13 protein-coding genes are annotated in these 16,209 nt (G+C 63.3%); 4 read left to right on the top strand and 9 right to left on the bottom strand.

Annotation, left to right across the window (positions count from 1 at the left end; translation table 11 throughout):
- Positions 1-49: 49 nt before the first annotated feature.
- Positions 50-1,837, top strand: a complete 1,788-nt coding sequence (locus tag ASU23_RS05050) for a long-chain fatty acid--CoA ligase (protein WP_058037439.1) — start codon at positions 50-52, stop codon at positions 1,835-1,837.
- A 56-nt stretch (positions 1,838-1,893) separates the two neighbouring features.
- On the opposite strand, the gene ASU23_RS05045 is transcribed toward ASU23_RS05050, so the two are convergent.
- The 3 genes from ASU23_RS05045 to ASU23_RS05035 form a co-directional block, all read right to left on the bottom strand.
- On the bottom strand, positions 1,894-2,880 hold the full coding sequence (locus ASU23_RS05045; protein WP_253741206.1) for an NAD-dependent epimerase/dehydratase family protein: 987 nt from the start codon (positions 2,878-2,880) through the stop codon (positions 1,894-1,896).
- Between the two features lie 87 nt (positions 2,881-2,967).
- Positions 2,968-4,338, bottom strand: coding sequence for an FAD-binding oxidoreductase (locus tag ASU23_RS05040; RefSeq protein ID WP_058037438.1), 1,371 nt, complete (start codon positions 4,336-4,338; stop codon positions 2,968-2,970).
- Positions 4,335-5,036: a FadR/GntR family transcriptional regulator gene (locus tag ASU23_RS05035; protein ID WP_030536920.1), complete on the bottom strand. Its 702-nt coding sequence runs from the start codon at positions 5,034-5,036 to the stop codon at positions 4,335-4,337. Before ASU23_RS05035 ends, ASU23_RS05040 begins: the two co-directional genes overlap by 4 nt.
- Before the next feature lie 92 nt (positions 5,037-5,128).
- Here ASU23_RS05035 and ASU23_RS05030 point away from each other — a divergent pair, with 92 nt between their 5' ends.
- Positions 5,129-5,746: a cysteine hydrolase family protein gene (locus tag ASU23_RS05030; protein ID WP_030536921.1), complete on the top strand. Its 618-nt coding sequence runs from the start codon at positions 5,129-5,131 to the stop codon at positions 5,744-5,746.
- 5 nt (positions 5,747-5,751) lie between these two features.
- On the opposite strand, the gene ASU23_RS05025 is transcribed toward ASU23_RS05030, so the two are convergent.
- Positions 5,752-6,393: an alpha/beta hydrolase gene (locus ASU23_RS05025; protein ID WP_003945142.1), complete on the bottom strand. Its 642-nt coding sequence runs from the start codon at positions 6,391-6,393 to the stop codon at positions 5,752-5,754.
- A gap of 83 nt (positions 6,394-6,476) precedes the next feature.
- Here ASU23_RS05025 and ASU23_RS05020 point away from each other — a divergent pair, with 83 nt between their 5' ends.
- Positions 6,477-9,920: a bifunctional RecB family nuclease/DEAD/DEAH box helicase gene (locus ASU23_RS05020; RefSeq protein ID WP_058037453.1), complete on the top strand. Its 3,444-nt coding sequence runs from the start codon at positions 6,477-6,479 to the stop codon at positions 9,918-9,920.
- 29 nt (positions 9,921-9,949) lie between these two features.
- On the opposite strand, the gene ASU23_RS05015 is transcribed toward ASU23_RS05020, so the two are convergent.
- The gene (locus ASU23_RS05015) at positions 9,950-11,125 is read right to left on the bottom strand and encodes an amino acid deaminase/aldolase (RefSeq protein ID WP_007736155.1); all 1,176 of its coding nucleotides are present in this window, start codon (positions 11,123-11,125) and stop codon (positions 9,950-9,952) included.
- Positions 11,126-11,195: 70 nt separating this feature from the next.
- Complete coding sequence (locus ASU23_RS05010; RefSeq protein WP_020908434.1) at positions 11,196-11,843, bottom strand: TetR/AcrR family transcriptional regulator; 648 nt, start codon at positions 11,841-11,843, stop codon at positions 11,196-11,198.
- Between the two features lie 78 nt (positions 11,844-11,921).
- Between ASU23_RS05010 and ASU23_RS05005 the strand changes: the two genes are divergently transcribed.
- On the top strand, positions 11,922-13,235 hold the full coding sequence (locus ASU23_RS05005) for a D-arabinono-1,4-lactone oxidase (protein WP_054781623.1): 1,314 nt from the start codon (positions 11,922-11,924) through the stop codon (positions 13,233-13,235).
- Positions 13,236-13,238: 3 nt separating this feature from the next.
- On the opposite strand, the gene ASU23_RS05000 is transcribed toward ASU23_RS05005, so the two are convergent.
- The 3 genes from ASU23_RS05000 to ASU23_RS04990 are packed head-to-tail and all read right to left on the bottom strand — an operon-like array spanning position 13,239 to position 16,202.
- Positions 13,239-14,204, bottom strand: coding sequence for an adenosine deaminase (locus ASU23_RS05000; protein ID WP_003945144.1), 966 nt, complete (start codon positions 14,202-14,204; stop codon positions 13,239-13,241).
- 7 nt (positions 14,205-14,211) lie between these two features.
- Positions 14,212-14,973: a crotonase/enoyl-CoA hydratase family protein gene (locus tag ASU23_RS04995; RefSeq protein WP_058037437.1), complete on the bottom strand. Its 762-nt coding sequence runs from the start codon at positions 14,971-14,973 to the stop codon at positions 14,212-14,214.
- A gap of 35 nt (positions 14,974-15,008) precedes the next feature.
- On the bottom strand, positions 15,009-16,202 hold the full coding sequence (locus ASU23_RS04990) for a class I adenylate-forming enzyme family protein (RefSeq protein ID WP_058037452.1): 1,194 nt from the start codon (positions 16,200-16,202) through the stop codon (positions 15,009-15,011).
- Positions 16,203-16,209: the final 7 nt, after the last annotated feature.

The raw sequence follows: 16,209 nt of genomic DNA, 5'->3' as shown, positions 1-16,209 counted from the left end.
GTGATGCAATGCACATCAGAAATGTCAGTAGTCACTGGAGGGGTCAATAGTGCGCGAGTTCTCAGTTCCACAGTCGTTCTCAATTCCGGAGAACGTATCCATGGCCGACTCCGTGTTCCGTCACGCCGAAGAAGACCCCACATTCGTGCCGTTCAAGAGGCCGTCGAACGGTGGATGGGTCGACGTCACTGCAGCTGAATTCGCGAAGCAGGTCTCCGCAGTTGCCAAGGGCCTGATCGCGTCAGGTGTCGAGCTCGGCGACCGCGTCGCTATCCTGTCAGCGACTCGCTACGAGTGGGTCGTTCTCGACTACGCCATCTGGACTGCAGGCGGATGCACCGTCGCGATCTACGAGACCTCCTCCCCTGATCAGGCGCAGTGGATCCTCGAGGATTCAGCGACAACACTTCTGGTCGTCGAAACGGCCAAGCACGCGGAGACTCACAAGGAAGTCACCGACGGCGCAGAAGCCCTCCGCGAGGTTCTTGTCATCGAGTCGGGTGCGATCAACGAGCTGTCCAGTCGCGGTTCGGCAATCACCGACGAAGAACTGCACGCTCGTCGTCACCAGGTCACCGCTGCCTCGCCCGCGACCCTGATCTACACCTCCGGTACCACCGGACGCCCCAAGGGTGTCCAGCTGACGCACTCCAACTTCTACGCCGAGTCCAACGCATGCCGCCTGGCGATGCCGGAGTCCATGGTCCCCGGCAAGAAGACTCTGATGTTCCTGCCGCTTGCCCACGTATTCGCGCGAGCGATCTCCTTCGGCGCTTTCGACGCCAAGGTCACCGTCGCCCACACGTCGGACCTGACGACGCTGCTCGAGCAGTTCGCCGGCTTCAAGCCCAACTTCATCCTCTCGGTGCCCCGCGTGTTCGAGAAGGTGTACAACTCGGCTCGCCAGAAGGCAGTCGACGGCGGTAAGGGCAGCATCTTCGACAAGGCTGCTGCCACCGCCATCGAATACAGCGAATCCCTCGAAAAGGGTGGCCCCGGACTTGCACTCAAGCTCAAGCACGCGGTATTCGACAAGCTCGTCTACTCGAAGTTGCGCGCAGCTCTGGGTGGCGAGTGCGAGCGTGCAGTCTCCGGTGGCGCAGCCCTCGGCGCGCGCCTCGGCCACTACTTCCGCGGCGTCGGCATCCCGATCTACGAGGGCTACGGACTCACGGAGACCAGCGCCGCAATCACCGTCAACACCTCGAGCGCGCAGCGCGTCGGCACCGTCGGCAAGCCGATCAACGGCCATGCAGCACGGATCGCCGAGGACGGCGAACTCCTCCTGCAGGGCCCGGTCGTGTTCGCCGGCTACTGGCACAACGAGAAGGCCACTGCCGAATCCATCGTCGACGGCTGGTTCCACACCGGCGACCTCGGCTCGATCGACAACGAGGGCTACGTCTCCATCACCGGACGCAAGAAGGAAATCATCGTCACCGCGGGCGGCAAGAACGTCGCACCGGCAGGCCTCGAAGATTCCCTGCGCGCGCACGCTCTGATCAGCCAGTGCCTCGTCGTCGGTGACGGTCAGCCGTTCATCGGTGCACTGATCACCCTCGATCCGGAGACTCTGCCCGGTTGGGTCGAGCGCAACGGCCTGCCCGCCGGCACCCCGATTGCCGATCTGGTGAAGAACGCCGACCTGATCGCCGAGATCGACTCGGCCGTTGCCGACGCGAACAAGAAGGTCTCCAACCCCGAGCAGATCAAGAAGTACACGATCCTCGAGGTCGACTTCACCCAGGAGACCGGTGAATTGACGCCGACGCTCAAGCTCAAGCGCAACATCATTCACGAAGCTCACAAGACCAAGATCAGCGACCTGTACGCCTGATCGATCGTCTTTCACGAGTCTGGCCCGGTTCGAATGCGAACCGGGCCAGACTCGTTTCACTGTCCGGCGGAGAGTAGTTCCTCTTCGATCTCGGATGGAAGGCCGTGCACCGCACGATCCTCCCGCTGAGTCGGCAGAGTTTCTCGCTGCATCCACTCCCAGGTATCGCGCACGGTGTCTTCGACGGGCCGGCACCGCAGCCCTGCTTGCCCCGCCTTGGCGGTGTCGGCTTCGAGGAAGCCCGCGAACTCACCCTCCTGCGGCACCCAACACGGAAGTTGTGTCCACGGCTGCGCTCCAGCGGCCGCCAGCCTGTCCTCGTCGATCCACACGAGTTCAGCGTCCGAACCGGTGGCAACCACGCACGCCTGGAGGAGTACGGAGGTAGTGGTGTGGCCGGACGGGCTGATGACGTCGTATGCCCCGCTGATCCCGGCTGCCAGTCCGGCCAGGACAAAGGTTGCGATGTCGCGGGCATCGACGTACTGCAACGGTCTGGTCGGCACTCCGGGAGCAACGACACGTCCGCCCGCCGCGATGCGCTGCAGCCACCACGGCAACCGCCCGATGTCCTCGCGCGGGCCGAGGATCAAACCTGCCCTCGCGAGTAACGCGTCCGGGAAGGATTCCAGGACAGCGAGTTCGGCCCCGCGTTTGGCGGACGCGTAATCGCTGTAGTCATCGGAGGTCGCAGATGCGGCCACCACTGGTGAGGTCTCGTCTACGTGCAAGCCCCATTGGTAGACGGATCCACTGGAGATGTATGCGTACCGGTCGACGTGACCGCGCAAAACGCGTGCATTCTCACCGACCACTCGGGGGCTACCCGACCAGGTGTCGACGACAAGATCCCATCGACGATCACCGAGCGCATCAACCATCGCACGCTGATCGGTGCGATCCGCGAACAGGACCTCCGCTGTAGGTGGTGGCGCTCCGGTGAGCCCACGATGGAGCACTGTCACTTCCCAGCCCCGAGCCAAAGCGTCATCGACGAGAGCGTGGCCGAGGAACCGTGTTCCTCCGAGCATCAACAGCTTCATGAGGGCCATCGTCACTTGAAAAGCGTCGTGCGGCAACACGTTCGTCTGGTAGCGCAATTTCCGGCGACTGAGGCACGGACGAACCGCTCAGATACCTCGTCCGGGATTGAGAACGTTCTTCGGATCGAATGCGGCCTTGACTGCAAGCATCATTTCGCGTTCGGTCTGGCCGACCATGTCCGCCATGTACGGCGCTTTGAGAACCCCGATACCGTGTTCACCGCTGATCGTTCCGCCCAACGCCAGTGCGCCGGCAACGATGTCGTCGAAAGCTCCGCGCGCACGATCCTGCGCACCCGATTCGGCAGCGTCGAACACGATGGTCGGGTGGAGATTGCCGTCGGCGGCGTGACCGAAGGTTCCGATCGTGACGCCGTGGCGATCGGCCGCTTCACGAATGCATTCCAACATGGACGGCAACGCCGGCACCGGCACCGCGACGTCGTCGAGAAGTACCGTGCCCAACGCCTCGAGAGCCGGCAAGGCCATGCGGCGCGCGGCGGTGAACTCTTCACCTTCCACCGGATCGTCGGTGTGGAAAACCTCTCGGGCCCCGGCACTTTCGCACGCCGCGGCGCAGTCCGCTGCCTCGGCGGCCGCCGACCTACCGTCGCACTGGATGAGCAGCATCGCCCCGGCCGATTCGTCCAGCCCCATCTTGGTCAGCCGATTGACGGCGCCGATGGTGACGTCGTCCATCAACTCCATCTGACACGGTTCGGCCACTGCCGACACGGCGAGGACGGCATCGATCGCGGACTCCGCGGAATCGAAGAAGGCGACCACAGTGGTCGCGGCAGTGGGCGCCGTACGCAACCGCATCGTGGCTTCGACGATGACCGCGAGAGTGCCCTCCGACCCGACGAGCAGATGTGTCAGGTCCAGCCCCGCAACATTTTTGCGCGTCCGTGCACCGGTACGGATCACACGCCCGTCGGCGAGTACCGCCGTCAGGGCCGCAACGTGATCACCGGTGACGCCGTACTTGGCGCAACAGATGCCGCCTGCATTTGTCGCCAGATTGCCGCCGATACTCGAGATGGACCGGCTTCCCGGATCCGGTACGTACCAAAGACCCTGCTGTGCAGCAGCTTCCGCCAGGTCACCGTTGATCACTCCGGGCTCCACCGTGGCGGTGCGCGCGGCAGGATCGATCTCGAGAATTCGATCCATGCCCGCGACGCTCAAGACGATGCATCCGTCGAGTGCGTTGGCGGCGCCGGCCAACCCGGTACCTGCCCCTCGTGTCACCACCGGAACGGCGAGTTCGTGGGCCACCGCCATGACCGCAACGACGTCGTCGACCGTCTTCGCCTTGACCAGCGCGGCGGGCCTTCCGGCTGCGGTGAGCAGTGATTGATCCCGGACGTACGCACCCATTCGGTCGGGATCGGTTGTCGCCCTGTCCCCCACCGCTTTCTGCAGACGCTCGCCCAACAGATCGATACTCGTGGTCATTGTGTTCGTCCTTCGTAGAATCCGCGCACATGGCGCTCGACCAAAACGGCGGCCTCGTCAACTGCACCGCGCTCGATCGCGTCGGCGATACCCTCGTGCTCTGCCAGCAGTGCGCCGAGCGTGGCCGCCGAGTTCTCGCGCGAGTCGAGTTCACTCAGCAGGTAGCCGGCGATGCTGTCGCGGAGAACCGTCATGACCAACCCGAACGCCTTGTTCCCGCCGGCTCCGGCCAGCGCAACGTGAAAGTCGACATCGGCGTCGTGGAATGCGACCGAGTCGTCGGCAAGGGTTGCGACGCGCATCCGCTCGATCGCATCCCGGGCGCCGTTCGGCACCGCGACGACAGTGCGCAGCGCAGCAGCTTCGAGCAGCACTCGCAATTCGACAAGATCGCCCAATGGAACTGCACCCACTTGCAACGCCGTGCTGAGAGCTGTGGCCGCGGAATCGGCCGTATGCTCGTGCGTCACCCGAGGCCTGGCAGTAGAAGTGGTGTCCGCGCCGGTCAACAATCCCTGCGCTTGCAGGACCCGAAGCGCCTCACGGACCGTCGATCGCCCCACCGAGAACGTCTGCGCGAGTTCCTGTTCGGTCGGCAATGCCTCGCCGACGGGAAGCGAGCCGTCGAGTATGGCAGCACGGATTCTTCCCGACACGGCAAGGCTGAGCGGCATGCGCGACAACGGAGTCGTATCCATGCCGCGACGCTACCACCCCTTGCCTGCTTGTCTGACAAACTGTTTAATTGAGGAGATTCGTGACCCGGACCACAACAGAGAAGGTGCCGACCATGACCGACAAGCTCGAATTGGATCCCGCGACCACCGCCGTCGTGCTCATCGAGTATCAGAACGACTTCACCACCGAGGGCGGTGTCCTCCACGAGGCCGTCGCACCAGTCATGGAATCGAACGGACTCCTCGCGAACACCGCCGCGCTGGTCGATGCGGCCCGGGCGGCGGGTGTCACCGTGATGCACGCACCGATCACCTTCGCCGAGGGGTACAACGAAATCACCTCGCATCCGTACGGAATCCTCAAGGGCGTCGTCGACGGAAAGGCTTTCGTGAAAGGTTCGTGGGGCGCCGCTATCGTCGACGACCTCACTCCGAAAGACGGCGACATCGTCATCGAGGGCAAGCGCGGACTCGACACTTTTGCCAGCACCAACCTCGATTTCATTCTGCGCAGCAAAGGAATTCGCACGATCCTTCTCGGCGGCTTCCTGACCAACTGCTGCGTCGAATCGACCATGCGCACCGGATACGAGAACGGTTACCGGGTCATCACACTCACCGATTGCGTGGCAGGCACTTCGGTCGCCGAACACGAGAACGCGATCACCTACGACTACCCGATGTTCTCGCATCCCGTCACGTCGAAAGAGGTGCTCGGCGCGCTCTCCTGAGAGGACTACCTGGAATGCGCGAGAAGGAATTCACGGCTGACGTTGGTGACACTGGCGTGAACCTTCTCGTGCAGCAGGTCGTGACCGGCGTCCTCGAACTCACGCATCTCGACGTTGCGCAGCGTCCGCGCCCAGTCCCGGACGGGATCGACCGGGGCGATCCGGTCGTCGGTACCGTGAACGACCAAAACCGGGATGCCCGCGTCGGAGAGTTCCGCCCACCCGTGTTGCTCGACCGCGCTGCGCGGGATGCCGCACAGCACTGCGGAGGCAAAATCGTGATCGCGATGAGCCAGCATCGTCAGCGCCGTCACGGCACCTAACGAATGACCCATCACCGCCTGCGGAACTTCGGGCAGTTCCGCCAAGGCGATGTCAGCCAGCGCGGCTGCATCGGCAGCAAGATCGGAGAGCGGAGCCCCGACTCCCGGATCACCCTCCGACAAACCGTGCCCGGTGTGATCGATCGCCCACACGTCTATCCCCGACGCCGTCATTGCGCCCGCGAAGCGGTGATACTGGCCGCTGTGCTGGCCGAGACCGTGCAGAAAGACCAGTGACACCGTGGGCACCGCACCCCCTGCCGCCGGCCAATGCCGAAAGTGCACCTGACCGGTTCGTCCGTCGAAGAAAGGCATGATCGTCATTCTGCACGCCGCTACCGATATCCGCGGCTCGTGAGCGATTACTGGTGGGTTGCCTTGTCGGTGAGCGATGGCACAATCGCCCTGTGTTCCTACTCGATGATCAGATCGTCTACAGCGCCAGCGACCTCTCGGCTGCGGCCTCGTGCGAGTTCGCACTGCTGCGGCAACTCGACGCCCGAACCGGTCTGATCGCGGCCGAGGCCGCCGAGGCGGATCCGATGCTCGAACGGACGTCGAGCCTCGGCGACTCGCACGAGCGCGAACAGCTTCAGAAGTTCATCGATCAGCACGGAGACGGCGTCGTCGTCATGCCGCGACCGGAACACTCACGCGCAGGCCTGACCGCTGCCACGTTGGCCACCGTCGAGGCAGCACGATCGGGCGCGCCGGTCATTTATCAGGGAACCTTTTTCGACGGCCGATTCCTCGGGTTCTGCGATTTCCTCGTCCGCGAAGGCGACACCTACGCGGTCTACGACAGCAAGCTCTCCCGGCACGCCAAGGTGTCGGCACTTCTACAACTCGCCGCATACGCGGATGCGTTGGAGCGCAATGCAATTGCCGCCTCCGATCAAGTTCATCTACTGCTAGGCGACGGCAGCACGTCGTCGCACGACATCGGAGACATCGCGCCGGTATTCGCGGCACGTAGAGCTGAACTCGAACGAGTCCTCGACGAGCACCGCGCCGAGGGGAAACCGACACAGTGGCTCGACGATCGGTACCTGCGTTGTGGTCGATGCGACACCTGCAGCGTCGAGGTCGAAAGCCATCGAGACCTGCTGCTGGTTGCGGGTGTCCGCGGCAATCAGCGTGAACAGCTGATCGTCTCGGGGATCACGACAATCGACGAACTCGCCGCGAGCACCGGCCCTGTCGAGGGAATCCGCCGGGAAACACTCGACAAGCTCCGTGCACAGGCAGCGGTTCAACTACGCCAGGAAGTGTCCGGCGACGCCGAATTCGAGGTCTACGAACCCTCGGCGCTCGGCGGACTCCCCATCCCCGACGACGGCGACATCTTCTTCGACTTCGAGGGCGATCCGCTCTGGGCCGAGGACGGGTCCACCGATTGGGGGTTGGAGTATCTGTTCGGTGTGGTCGAAGGGCCTGCGGACGACTACGTGTTCAAGCCGTTCTGGGCACACGATCGCGAGGGTGAGCGCCAGGCGCTCCTCGACTTCCTCGATTACGTCACCGCGCGTCGAGAAGCTCATCCAGGCATGCACATCTACCACTACGCCGCGTACGAGAAATCGGCGCTGTTGCGCTTGGCCGCACGTCACGGTGTCGGCGAGCAAACGGTGGACACCCTGCTCAGCGAGAACGTGCTCGTGGACCTGTACCCGATCGTCCGTGCCTGCCTGCGGATCGGACAACGCTCGTACAGCATCAAGAAACTCGAGCCGCTCTACATGGGTGAGCACGGCCGCGACGGCGACGTGACCAATGCCGCCGCTTCGGTCGTCGCTTATGCCGACTACTGCCAATTGCGCGACGGCGGACAAGCCGACCAGGCCAGGGAACTTCTTCAGGGCATCTCCGACTACAACGAGTACGACTGCGAATCCACTCTGCGCCTGCGCGATTGGCTTGCAGAGCGCGCCGCAGAACATGGTGTCGAACTTCGTGAGCCGACCGGGCAGATCAAGATTCCACTCGAGGAGCTCACCGAATCGGAGCTCGCGCTCCGCGAATTCGCAGGACACAAGGCAGGTTCGACGCGTACCCCCGATCAGCAGGCTGCTGCTCTATTGGCCGCGGCAGTCGGTTACCACAATCGCGAGCGGAAGCCGTACTGGTGGGCCCACTTCGACCGATTGGTCACACCGATCGAAGACCTCGTGGACATCCGCGACGTCATGGTGGTCGAACAGTCCGAAATCGAAACGGACTGGCACAAGAGCACCGCGCGGCAGAAGAAGTTTCGTCGCCACATCCGGTTGACCGGAAGTTTCGGCACCGGAACGTCTTTGAGCCCGGGCAGTGATCTTTTCGCGCTCTACGCAACCCCCTCCCCGGATGCCGTTGCAAGCGAGAACCCCACCCAGCGCGGCACCAGCAGCGTCAAGGTCACCGCCGTCGTCAAGTCCGAAGGGCTCGACGTGGTCACCGTGGAAGAACTGCTCAGCGGTGACGAATACATCGATTCCCCAGTCGCATTGGCACCTGGTCGTCCGATTCCCACCGGACGCATGGAGAAGTCCATCGCCGCTGCCGCGTCCGACGCCAGCGAGAGCCTGCCCGAACTGCCACACATCGCGGCAGTCGACATTCTCCGGCGCAGCACCCCGAGAACCCTCTCGGGTTCACCGCTGCCACCTGTCGGCACCGACAACAACTACGCCGACGCCATCACCGCCGCACTTCTCGACCTCGACGATTCCTACGTGGCGGTGCAAGGTCCTCCCGGTACCGGCAAAACCTACACGGGCGCTCGTGTCGTCAAGACACTGATCGAACAACACCATTGGCGAATCGGCGTGGTGGCACAATCACATTCGGTGGTCGAGAACATGCTTGGCGGCATTCTGAAGGCCGGCGTGGACCCCGCACTGGTCGCGAAGAAGGGCAGCCGCAGCAAGACCGCGGAATGGCAGGACATCGCGTCCGAGGAATACGCCGGATTCATCGCCGAAGCGGAAGGCGTCGGCTGCGTCATCGGCGGCACTGCGTGGGACTTCGCGAACACCGATCGTGTTCCCGCCGGCAGTTTGGACTTGCTCGTGGTCGACGAGGCAGGTCAATTCGCGCTGGCGAACACCATTGCCGTCGCGATTTCCGCGCGAAACCTGTTGCTGCTGGGCGATCCGCAGCAGTTGCCGCAGGTGAGCCAAGGTACTCACCCCGAACCTGTCGACGAATCGGCACTCGGTTGGCTCGCCGAGGGACACGGCGCACTGCCACCCGAACTCGGCTACTTCCTCGAGAAAACGTGGCGGATGCACCCGGATCTGTGTGCGCCCGTGTCCGCATTGTCGTACGAGGGCAAGCTGCATTCCCAGGAAACCGTGAGTGCGGCAAGAAAACTCGACGGACTCGCTGCCGGAGTACACACGGTGTTCGTCGATCACCGCGGCAATTCCACCTACTCCCCGGAAGAGTCCCAGGAAATCGTTCGCCAGATCCAGGGCCTTCTCGGTACGCCTTGGACCGACCCGAGCGAGTTCGAGGGAACCAGGCCGCTGGAGCAGTCGGACATTCTCGTGGTCGCGGCGTACAACGCCCAGGTGGGCACCGTCGAGCGCGATCTCACCGAGGCCGGTCTCACGGAGGTCGAGGTCGGGACCGTCGACAAGTTCCAGGGCCGCGAGGCTGCGGTGGCAATCGTGTCGATGGCCGCATCTGCCGTCGAGGACGTCCCGCGAGGGATGTCGTTCCTGCTGTCGCGAAACCGTCTCAATGTTGCTGTCTCACGCGGCAAGTGGTGCGCGATCATCGTTCGATCACACGCGTTGACGCAGTACATGCCCAGTACGCCTGCGGGATTGGTCGAACTGGGTGCATTCATGAGGCTGACGAGCTAGCCGAAGCCTGTCTTACCTGAAGCACTGCCCTACCCGAAGCACTGCCCTTCGCCGCGATAGGTGGGAACCGAGGTTCGGGTGCCGTCGGCTTCGACCACGTACACGCGGTCGAAGCGCTCGCACAGCTCGCCGGCCTTGGCGTGACGGAACCATACGCGGTCGCCGATCGCGATGTTTCCGGCTTCCTTCCCGGTGACCGGCGTCTGGACTTCGCCGGCACCTTCGTTGCGGAGCAGTTTGAGACCAGCGGGCCAGACCGGTGACGGAACGCGGGTGGCTCCGGCAGGTCCCGACGCGATGTATCCGCCGCCGAACAGTGTCGTGACGGACGGCGTCGGCTTGCGCACGGCCGACAGTGCGAAGAACAGCGCCGGATCGGGACGGAAGGCACGGTAGCGGTCGAACAGGGTCGGTACGTACAGTCCGGAGCCTGCTGTTACCTCGGTCACCACAGGATCGGCCGAGCTGACCTCCAGCGACCCCGTACCGCCGCTGTTGACGATCTCGAGTGCACCCACGGCATCGGTGACGGCCGCGACCACAGCGCCCCTTCTGGACGCCAATTCGCGGGCAGAGGCTTTCTTGACCCAACCGATCGGAGCACTGGTGTCAGGAAGGCCGGCAATCTGGGCTTCGTAGAACATCACTCCGACGACGGAGAATCCGCGTTGGCGCGCACGCGCCGCGAGTGCGGCGACCGCGCCAGGTTCGCGCAGTGGCGAGCGTCGTACGCCCAGATGGATCGGGCCGATCCGCAGTGACGCGTCGACGTCGAGACACACGCGGACAGGCGCATCCCCCGTCGACGCCGAACGAATGAGGTCCAACTGCGCATCGTCGTCGACCATCAAGGTGATCGATGCGAGAGCGGTGTCGTCGGCAGCGAGATCCGCGATGGCGCCACGATCGGCGGTCGGGTACCCCATCAGGATGTCCCGTGCGCCGAGCCCGACCAGCCACAGAGCCTCGCGCAGTGAGTACGCCATGATTCCGCGGAATCCGCCGGACGCGGTCAGTGTGTCGCCGAGAGTTTCAGCCAGAACCGTCCGACAACGAACCGATTTGCTCGCCACTCGCACCGGGGTTCCACCGGCGCGGCGCACCAGGTCGGCTGCATTACTGCGCAGTGTGGTCAGATCCAGAGCAGCCAGAGGCGGGTCGAGTTCTCGCGTGGCAGCAGTGAGTCGATCAAGGGTCCTGGTCACAGATGATCCAATCGTCGCGGCGTGCGACCAGTCAATCACCAATCCTGGACGTATGTCCAGGATGGCGGTTCTACTGAGGCGCGACCACGGCTTTGTTGGCGATTACCTGAACCATTTCTCCGAACTCGGCAATAGTCGCGTCGGAGTCACGATCGACCAGCCATCGCAGAACAAGGCCGTCGATCATTGCAAGACTCAGTCGCGCAATCGAACTCAACGGCTCCGTCCACACCGTGCCCGATATCTTGGCGCACTCTTCGAGAAACGACACCGCGAGCTCATCCATGATTCGGTACTGCTCAAATGCAACCGCCCCAGCACGTTCGGCTCCGAGATTGCGACTACGCAGTGCCTGCGCAGTAATTTCGTAGGTCAACAACTGGCGATCCGGGGTTGCCTCGATGGTCGGCCACATTCCGGTCAGGCCGATGTGCAGCAATTCCCTGAGCCCCTGCACGCCACTGAGATCCGGCGCATGGCGGACCTGCGCGAACGCATACTGCATCGACGCACTGAGCTGCAGAATGAGCGTTTCACCCATTGCCGCGATCAGCGCTTCCTTGCTCTCGAAGCAGTAATGAACGACGCCGAGCGATACCCCGGCCTCCTCTGCCACCGCCCTTACCGTCACAGAACTGACACCGCGCTGTTCCGCAATAGACAAGGCGGACTCGACCAATTGTGTGCGGCGTTCGTCCGCCGGGAGCCTGTTCAGCATCCAATGATCGTAGAACGCAAATGACAAAATCTTCGCGCAATACTTGCCTGGACGACCGTCCAAGTACATTATTGCGTAATGGCTTCGGACACTTGGCAGAACTGGGCGGGCACTCAAAGCGCCGCGCCGCGTCGCTTTGCGACGCCGACAAATACCCGTGAACTTTCGTCGTTGGTCGCCGAGGCCGCTTCGCGTGGCCAACGTGTGAAGGCCGTCGGCGCCGGCCACTCGTTCACCGGTGTCGCGGTCACTGACGGTGTCCTCGTCAGCCTGGACAACTTGAGCGGAATCGACTCGATCACACCGACCGACGACGGTGCGCTGGTCACTGTTTTTGCAGGCACTCGCCTTCATGCTCTCAACGACGCCTTGTGGCAACGCGGATATGCGATGGCCAATCTCGGTGACATCGACGTCCAGTCACTGGCCGGCGCGACGTCCACCGGCACACACGGCACCGGCGCACGATTCGGCGGTATCGCCACGCAGATTCGCGGAATCGAGATCGTTCTCGCCGACGGATCCGTCGTTACCGCAAGCGCCGACGAAAACGTCGAATTGTTCGAAGCAGGCCGCCTCGGATTGGGCGCAATCGGCATCATTTCGAAGATCACTCTCGCCTGCGTCCCGCGATTCACACTTCGCGCAATCGAGGAACCCGACACGCTGTCTCACATACTGGACACCCTCGAGAGCGATCGTCTGGGCTTGGACCACTTCGAGTTCTACTGGTTTCCGCACACCGATCGTGTCCTGACGAAGAGCAATACGCGACTCCCCGGAGATACCGAACCCGATCCGGTGGGCAAGGTCCGCGCGTTCGTCGACGACGAACTCCTCTCGAACACACTCTTCGAAGGTGTCAACCGCGTTGCCACCCTGGCACCGGCCGCGATCCCGAGAATCAACAACGTGTCGTCCCGATTGCTCGGCGCCCGCGAGTTCACAGATCGCAGCTACCGGGTATTCGCGTCTTCGCGCCGCGTGAAGTTCAAGGAGATGGAGTACGCGATTCCGCGCGAACACGTCACCGAGACACTTCACGAAATCGATCGCTGGATGAAGAAGTCCGGAACCAACGTCGCTTTCCCCGTCGAAGTACGTTTTGCTGCCGCCGACGACCTCTGGCTCTCCACTGCTCACGGACGCGACACGGCATACATCGCGGTACACCAGTACCACCGCCGACCCGAAACCGAATACTTCGCCGCGGTGGAAGCCATCGCGCGCGCCGTCGACGGCCGGCCGCATTGGGGAAAAATGCACAACCGGACCGTCGACGACCTGCGTCCTACGTACGACCGACTCGACGACTTTGTCGCCGTTCGAGACAAGTACGACGCGAATCGTGTGTTCGACAACGAGTACTTGCGTCAGGTGCTCGGCGACTGACGTTCAGTGCCGCAGCAGTTCCGCTTTTCGCGCATCGCTCGCAAACGAGGCTTTGATCGAGTTCCGGGCGAGGGTGTCTCGCTCGGCCTCCGTCAGACCCAGGGCTCGGCCCAGTTCGGTGAAATTGTCGTCGACATATCCCCCGAAGTAGGCCGGGTCGTCGGAGTTGACCGTGACGATCAAACCCATCTCGAGCATCGATCGAAGCGGATGATCCGACAGCGAATCGAACACCCGCAGACGAACGTTCGACAACGGGCAGACCGTCAGTGGAATCTCCTCGTCGACCAGACGCTCGATCAGGGCAGGATCCTCGAGTGCCCGGACTCCGTGGTCGATCCGCTCGGCGCCGAGAATGTCGAGCGCCTGCCAGATGTACTCGGGCGGTCCCTCTTCACCGGCGTGAGCCACAACGTGCAAACCCTCGGCACGCGCGCGGGCGAACACGTCCTCGAACAGTGACGGCGGGTTGCCGACCTCCGCGGAGTCGAGTCCGAGCCCGACGATCGGAGCCTGCAGGCGAATTATCTCGGAGAAGATCTCCTCGGCGTCTTTGACGGGCTGATCTCGGAGGATGGCGGCGATTGCCGCGCTGCTGAGCCCGAACTCGCGCTCACTCGATGCCACCGCATCCATGATCCCGTCCAGGACCTCGGTCAGCGGAACACCACGGACCACGTGCGCCTGTGGATTGAAGAAGAACTCGGCATGCGCGACGCCGGCGGCAGCCGCGCGGCGGAAGTACGCTCGCGTCAGGTCGGCAAAATCCTCCGCGGTGCGCAGGACGGCCATGTTGGCGAAGTAGAGATCGAGGAACGACTGCAGATCGGTGAACTCGTACCTCGACTTCAGATCGTCGATATCCTTGTACGGCAAGTCCATTCGATTGCGCTCGGCAAGTCGGTAAATCTGTTCGGGTTCCAGAGAACCCTCGATGTGCATGTGCAGCTCTGCGACAGGTGTAGCCATGTCGGTGTTACCGCCCCTTCCAGACCGGGGCGCGCTTCTCGGCGAACGCCGTCGCGCCCTCGCGTGCATCTTCGGACGCGAACACCGGCGCCATGACCTGCAACTGCTTCGCGAAAGCTTCGTCGTCGGACCAACCGCCGGCCTTGACGATGATCTCCTTGGTGACCGCAACCGCGAGCGGTCCGTTGCGGGTGATGCGCTCAGCCAGCTCCAGCGCGCCTTCGAGCGCCTTACCTGGCTCGGTCAACGTGTTCACGAAGCCGTAGCGGTAGGCCTCCTCGGCTGTGAAACTGTCACCGGTCAGGGCCAGTTCCAATGCCTTCTGGTACGGAATCCGCTTGGGCAGGCGCAACAATCCGCCTCCACCTGCGACCAGCCCTCGCTTGACCTCCGGGATACCGAACTTCGCTTCGGACGACGCGACCACCAGGTCGGTGGCAAGCACGAGTTCCGTGCCGCCTGCCAACGCGAAGCCCTCGACCGCCGAAATGATCGGCTTACGCGGCGGCCCTTCCGTGAATCCGAGACCGCGTCCCGGCACGAGTACGTTCTCGCCGGCCACGAATGCCTTCAGATCCATACCGGCACAGAAGTTTCCGCCGGCTCCTGTCAGCACCGCCAAGGACAGATCGTCGTCCGCATCGAGCTCTTCGACCGCAGCGGCCAATGCGTGACTGACCGCCGAGTTGATGGCGTTACGCGCCTCGGGCCGGTTGATGGTGATGATCAGTGTCCGCCCGCGCCGCTCGGTGAGAACCTCGTCCGCCATGATGTCCCTCTCGTTTGTCGACCACGCTCGCGTGACTACGCGACGTTGCGTTCGACAATACGGACGAAGCCATCGGGGTCGATCTGCGCGGTGTCGTGAGTGCAGAACCACCCCTGGGTGAACCTCGTCGAGGTCGCTTGCGGCGAGTTCCAATACCGACGCGTGACACTCGGTCCACGGCACAGCAACTCACCGAAACCACCTGGAGCATCCGGGCCGTACAACGCCACTTCCATTCCACCGAAAGCGATTCCGACGCTTCCGAGGTGGGTGGGTGCCGACTCGGTTGGCAGAATGAGACCAGCCCCACAGGTCTCGGTTTTGCCCCACCCGATCACATGCCGAGCAGCCGGGAACAGGGTCAGCAGCTTGGCTTCCTGTTCGGCCGTGATCGGCGACCCGCTGCAATCGATCCACTGCACCGACCTCGAACCGGCACGCGCCGCCGGCCCGAGGGTGAGCAACCGAGGCTCGAGCAGGTCCTCGGGCCGCCCGGTCACGATGTCGACGGTATGCACACTCTCACGCCAGAAGTCGCCGGCGAGGACCACCGTTCCACCGACCACCAACGTCGCGAGCACGTGCACGAATTGCCGTACCGACTTGAAGTCATTGTCCACCAATAGATTGCGCACACCTTCGACGCCGTAATCGCGCGAGTGCAGAATGCCGACGATGGCGGAGAGCACGTTCTCGTTGCTCAACTCGACGCCCAGCATTTCGCCCGAAGAATCGGCGGTGTACGCGAGGATCGCCATCTCCTCCGGGGCGGCACCGTCGTCGATGAACGGAACACCGTGTGGGAGTTCCCCGTCGAGCACCAACACCGAGCCACTGTCCGCGATGACGAAGTCCGCCGCGTCGTCGCTCAGATGAACACCCACGGAGACTGGAACACCGCCGGCGAGAATGACGCCGAGGCACGCCTCCATCCACCTCACCCCGGCGGCGACGCGAATGGCCACACGGTCACCGATCTCGACGCCTCGCGACTTCAGCCCGCCTGCGACCCGCGACGCCTCGGCCCACAACTCCGCGAAGGTGACCTGCTCGCCGTCGACCTCCTCCACCGCGATGCGTGAGGAGAATCGATGAACGGCGATATCGAGGAGTTCGGACAGCGACGGGTCGAGTTGGCTGTACCGAAGCACCCCGTCACCCGCACGGGTGACACGGGCGTCGGCGAGGAGCTGAGTCGAACACGGGTATTCCACAAGCGTCGACCGCATCGATACC

This window comes from Rhodococcus sp. KB6 (assembly GCF_001445685.1).
GTDB lineage: Bacteria > Actinomycetota > Actinomycetes > Mycobacteriales > Mycobacteriaceae > Rhodococcus_F > Rhodococcus_F qingshengii.
The sequence above is the reverse complement of the archived record's forward strand: the minus strand, read 5'-3'. Positions and strand labels throughout refer to the sequence as shown.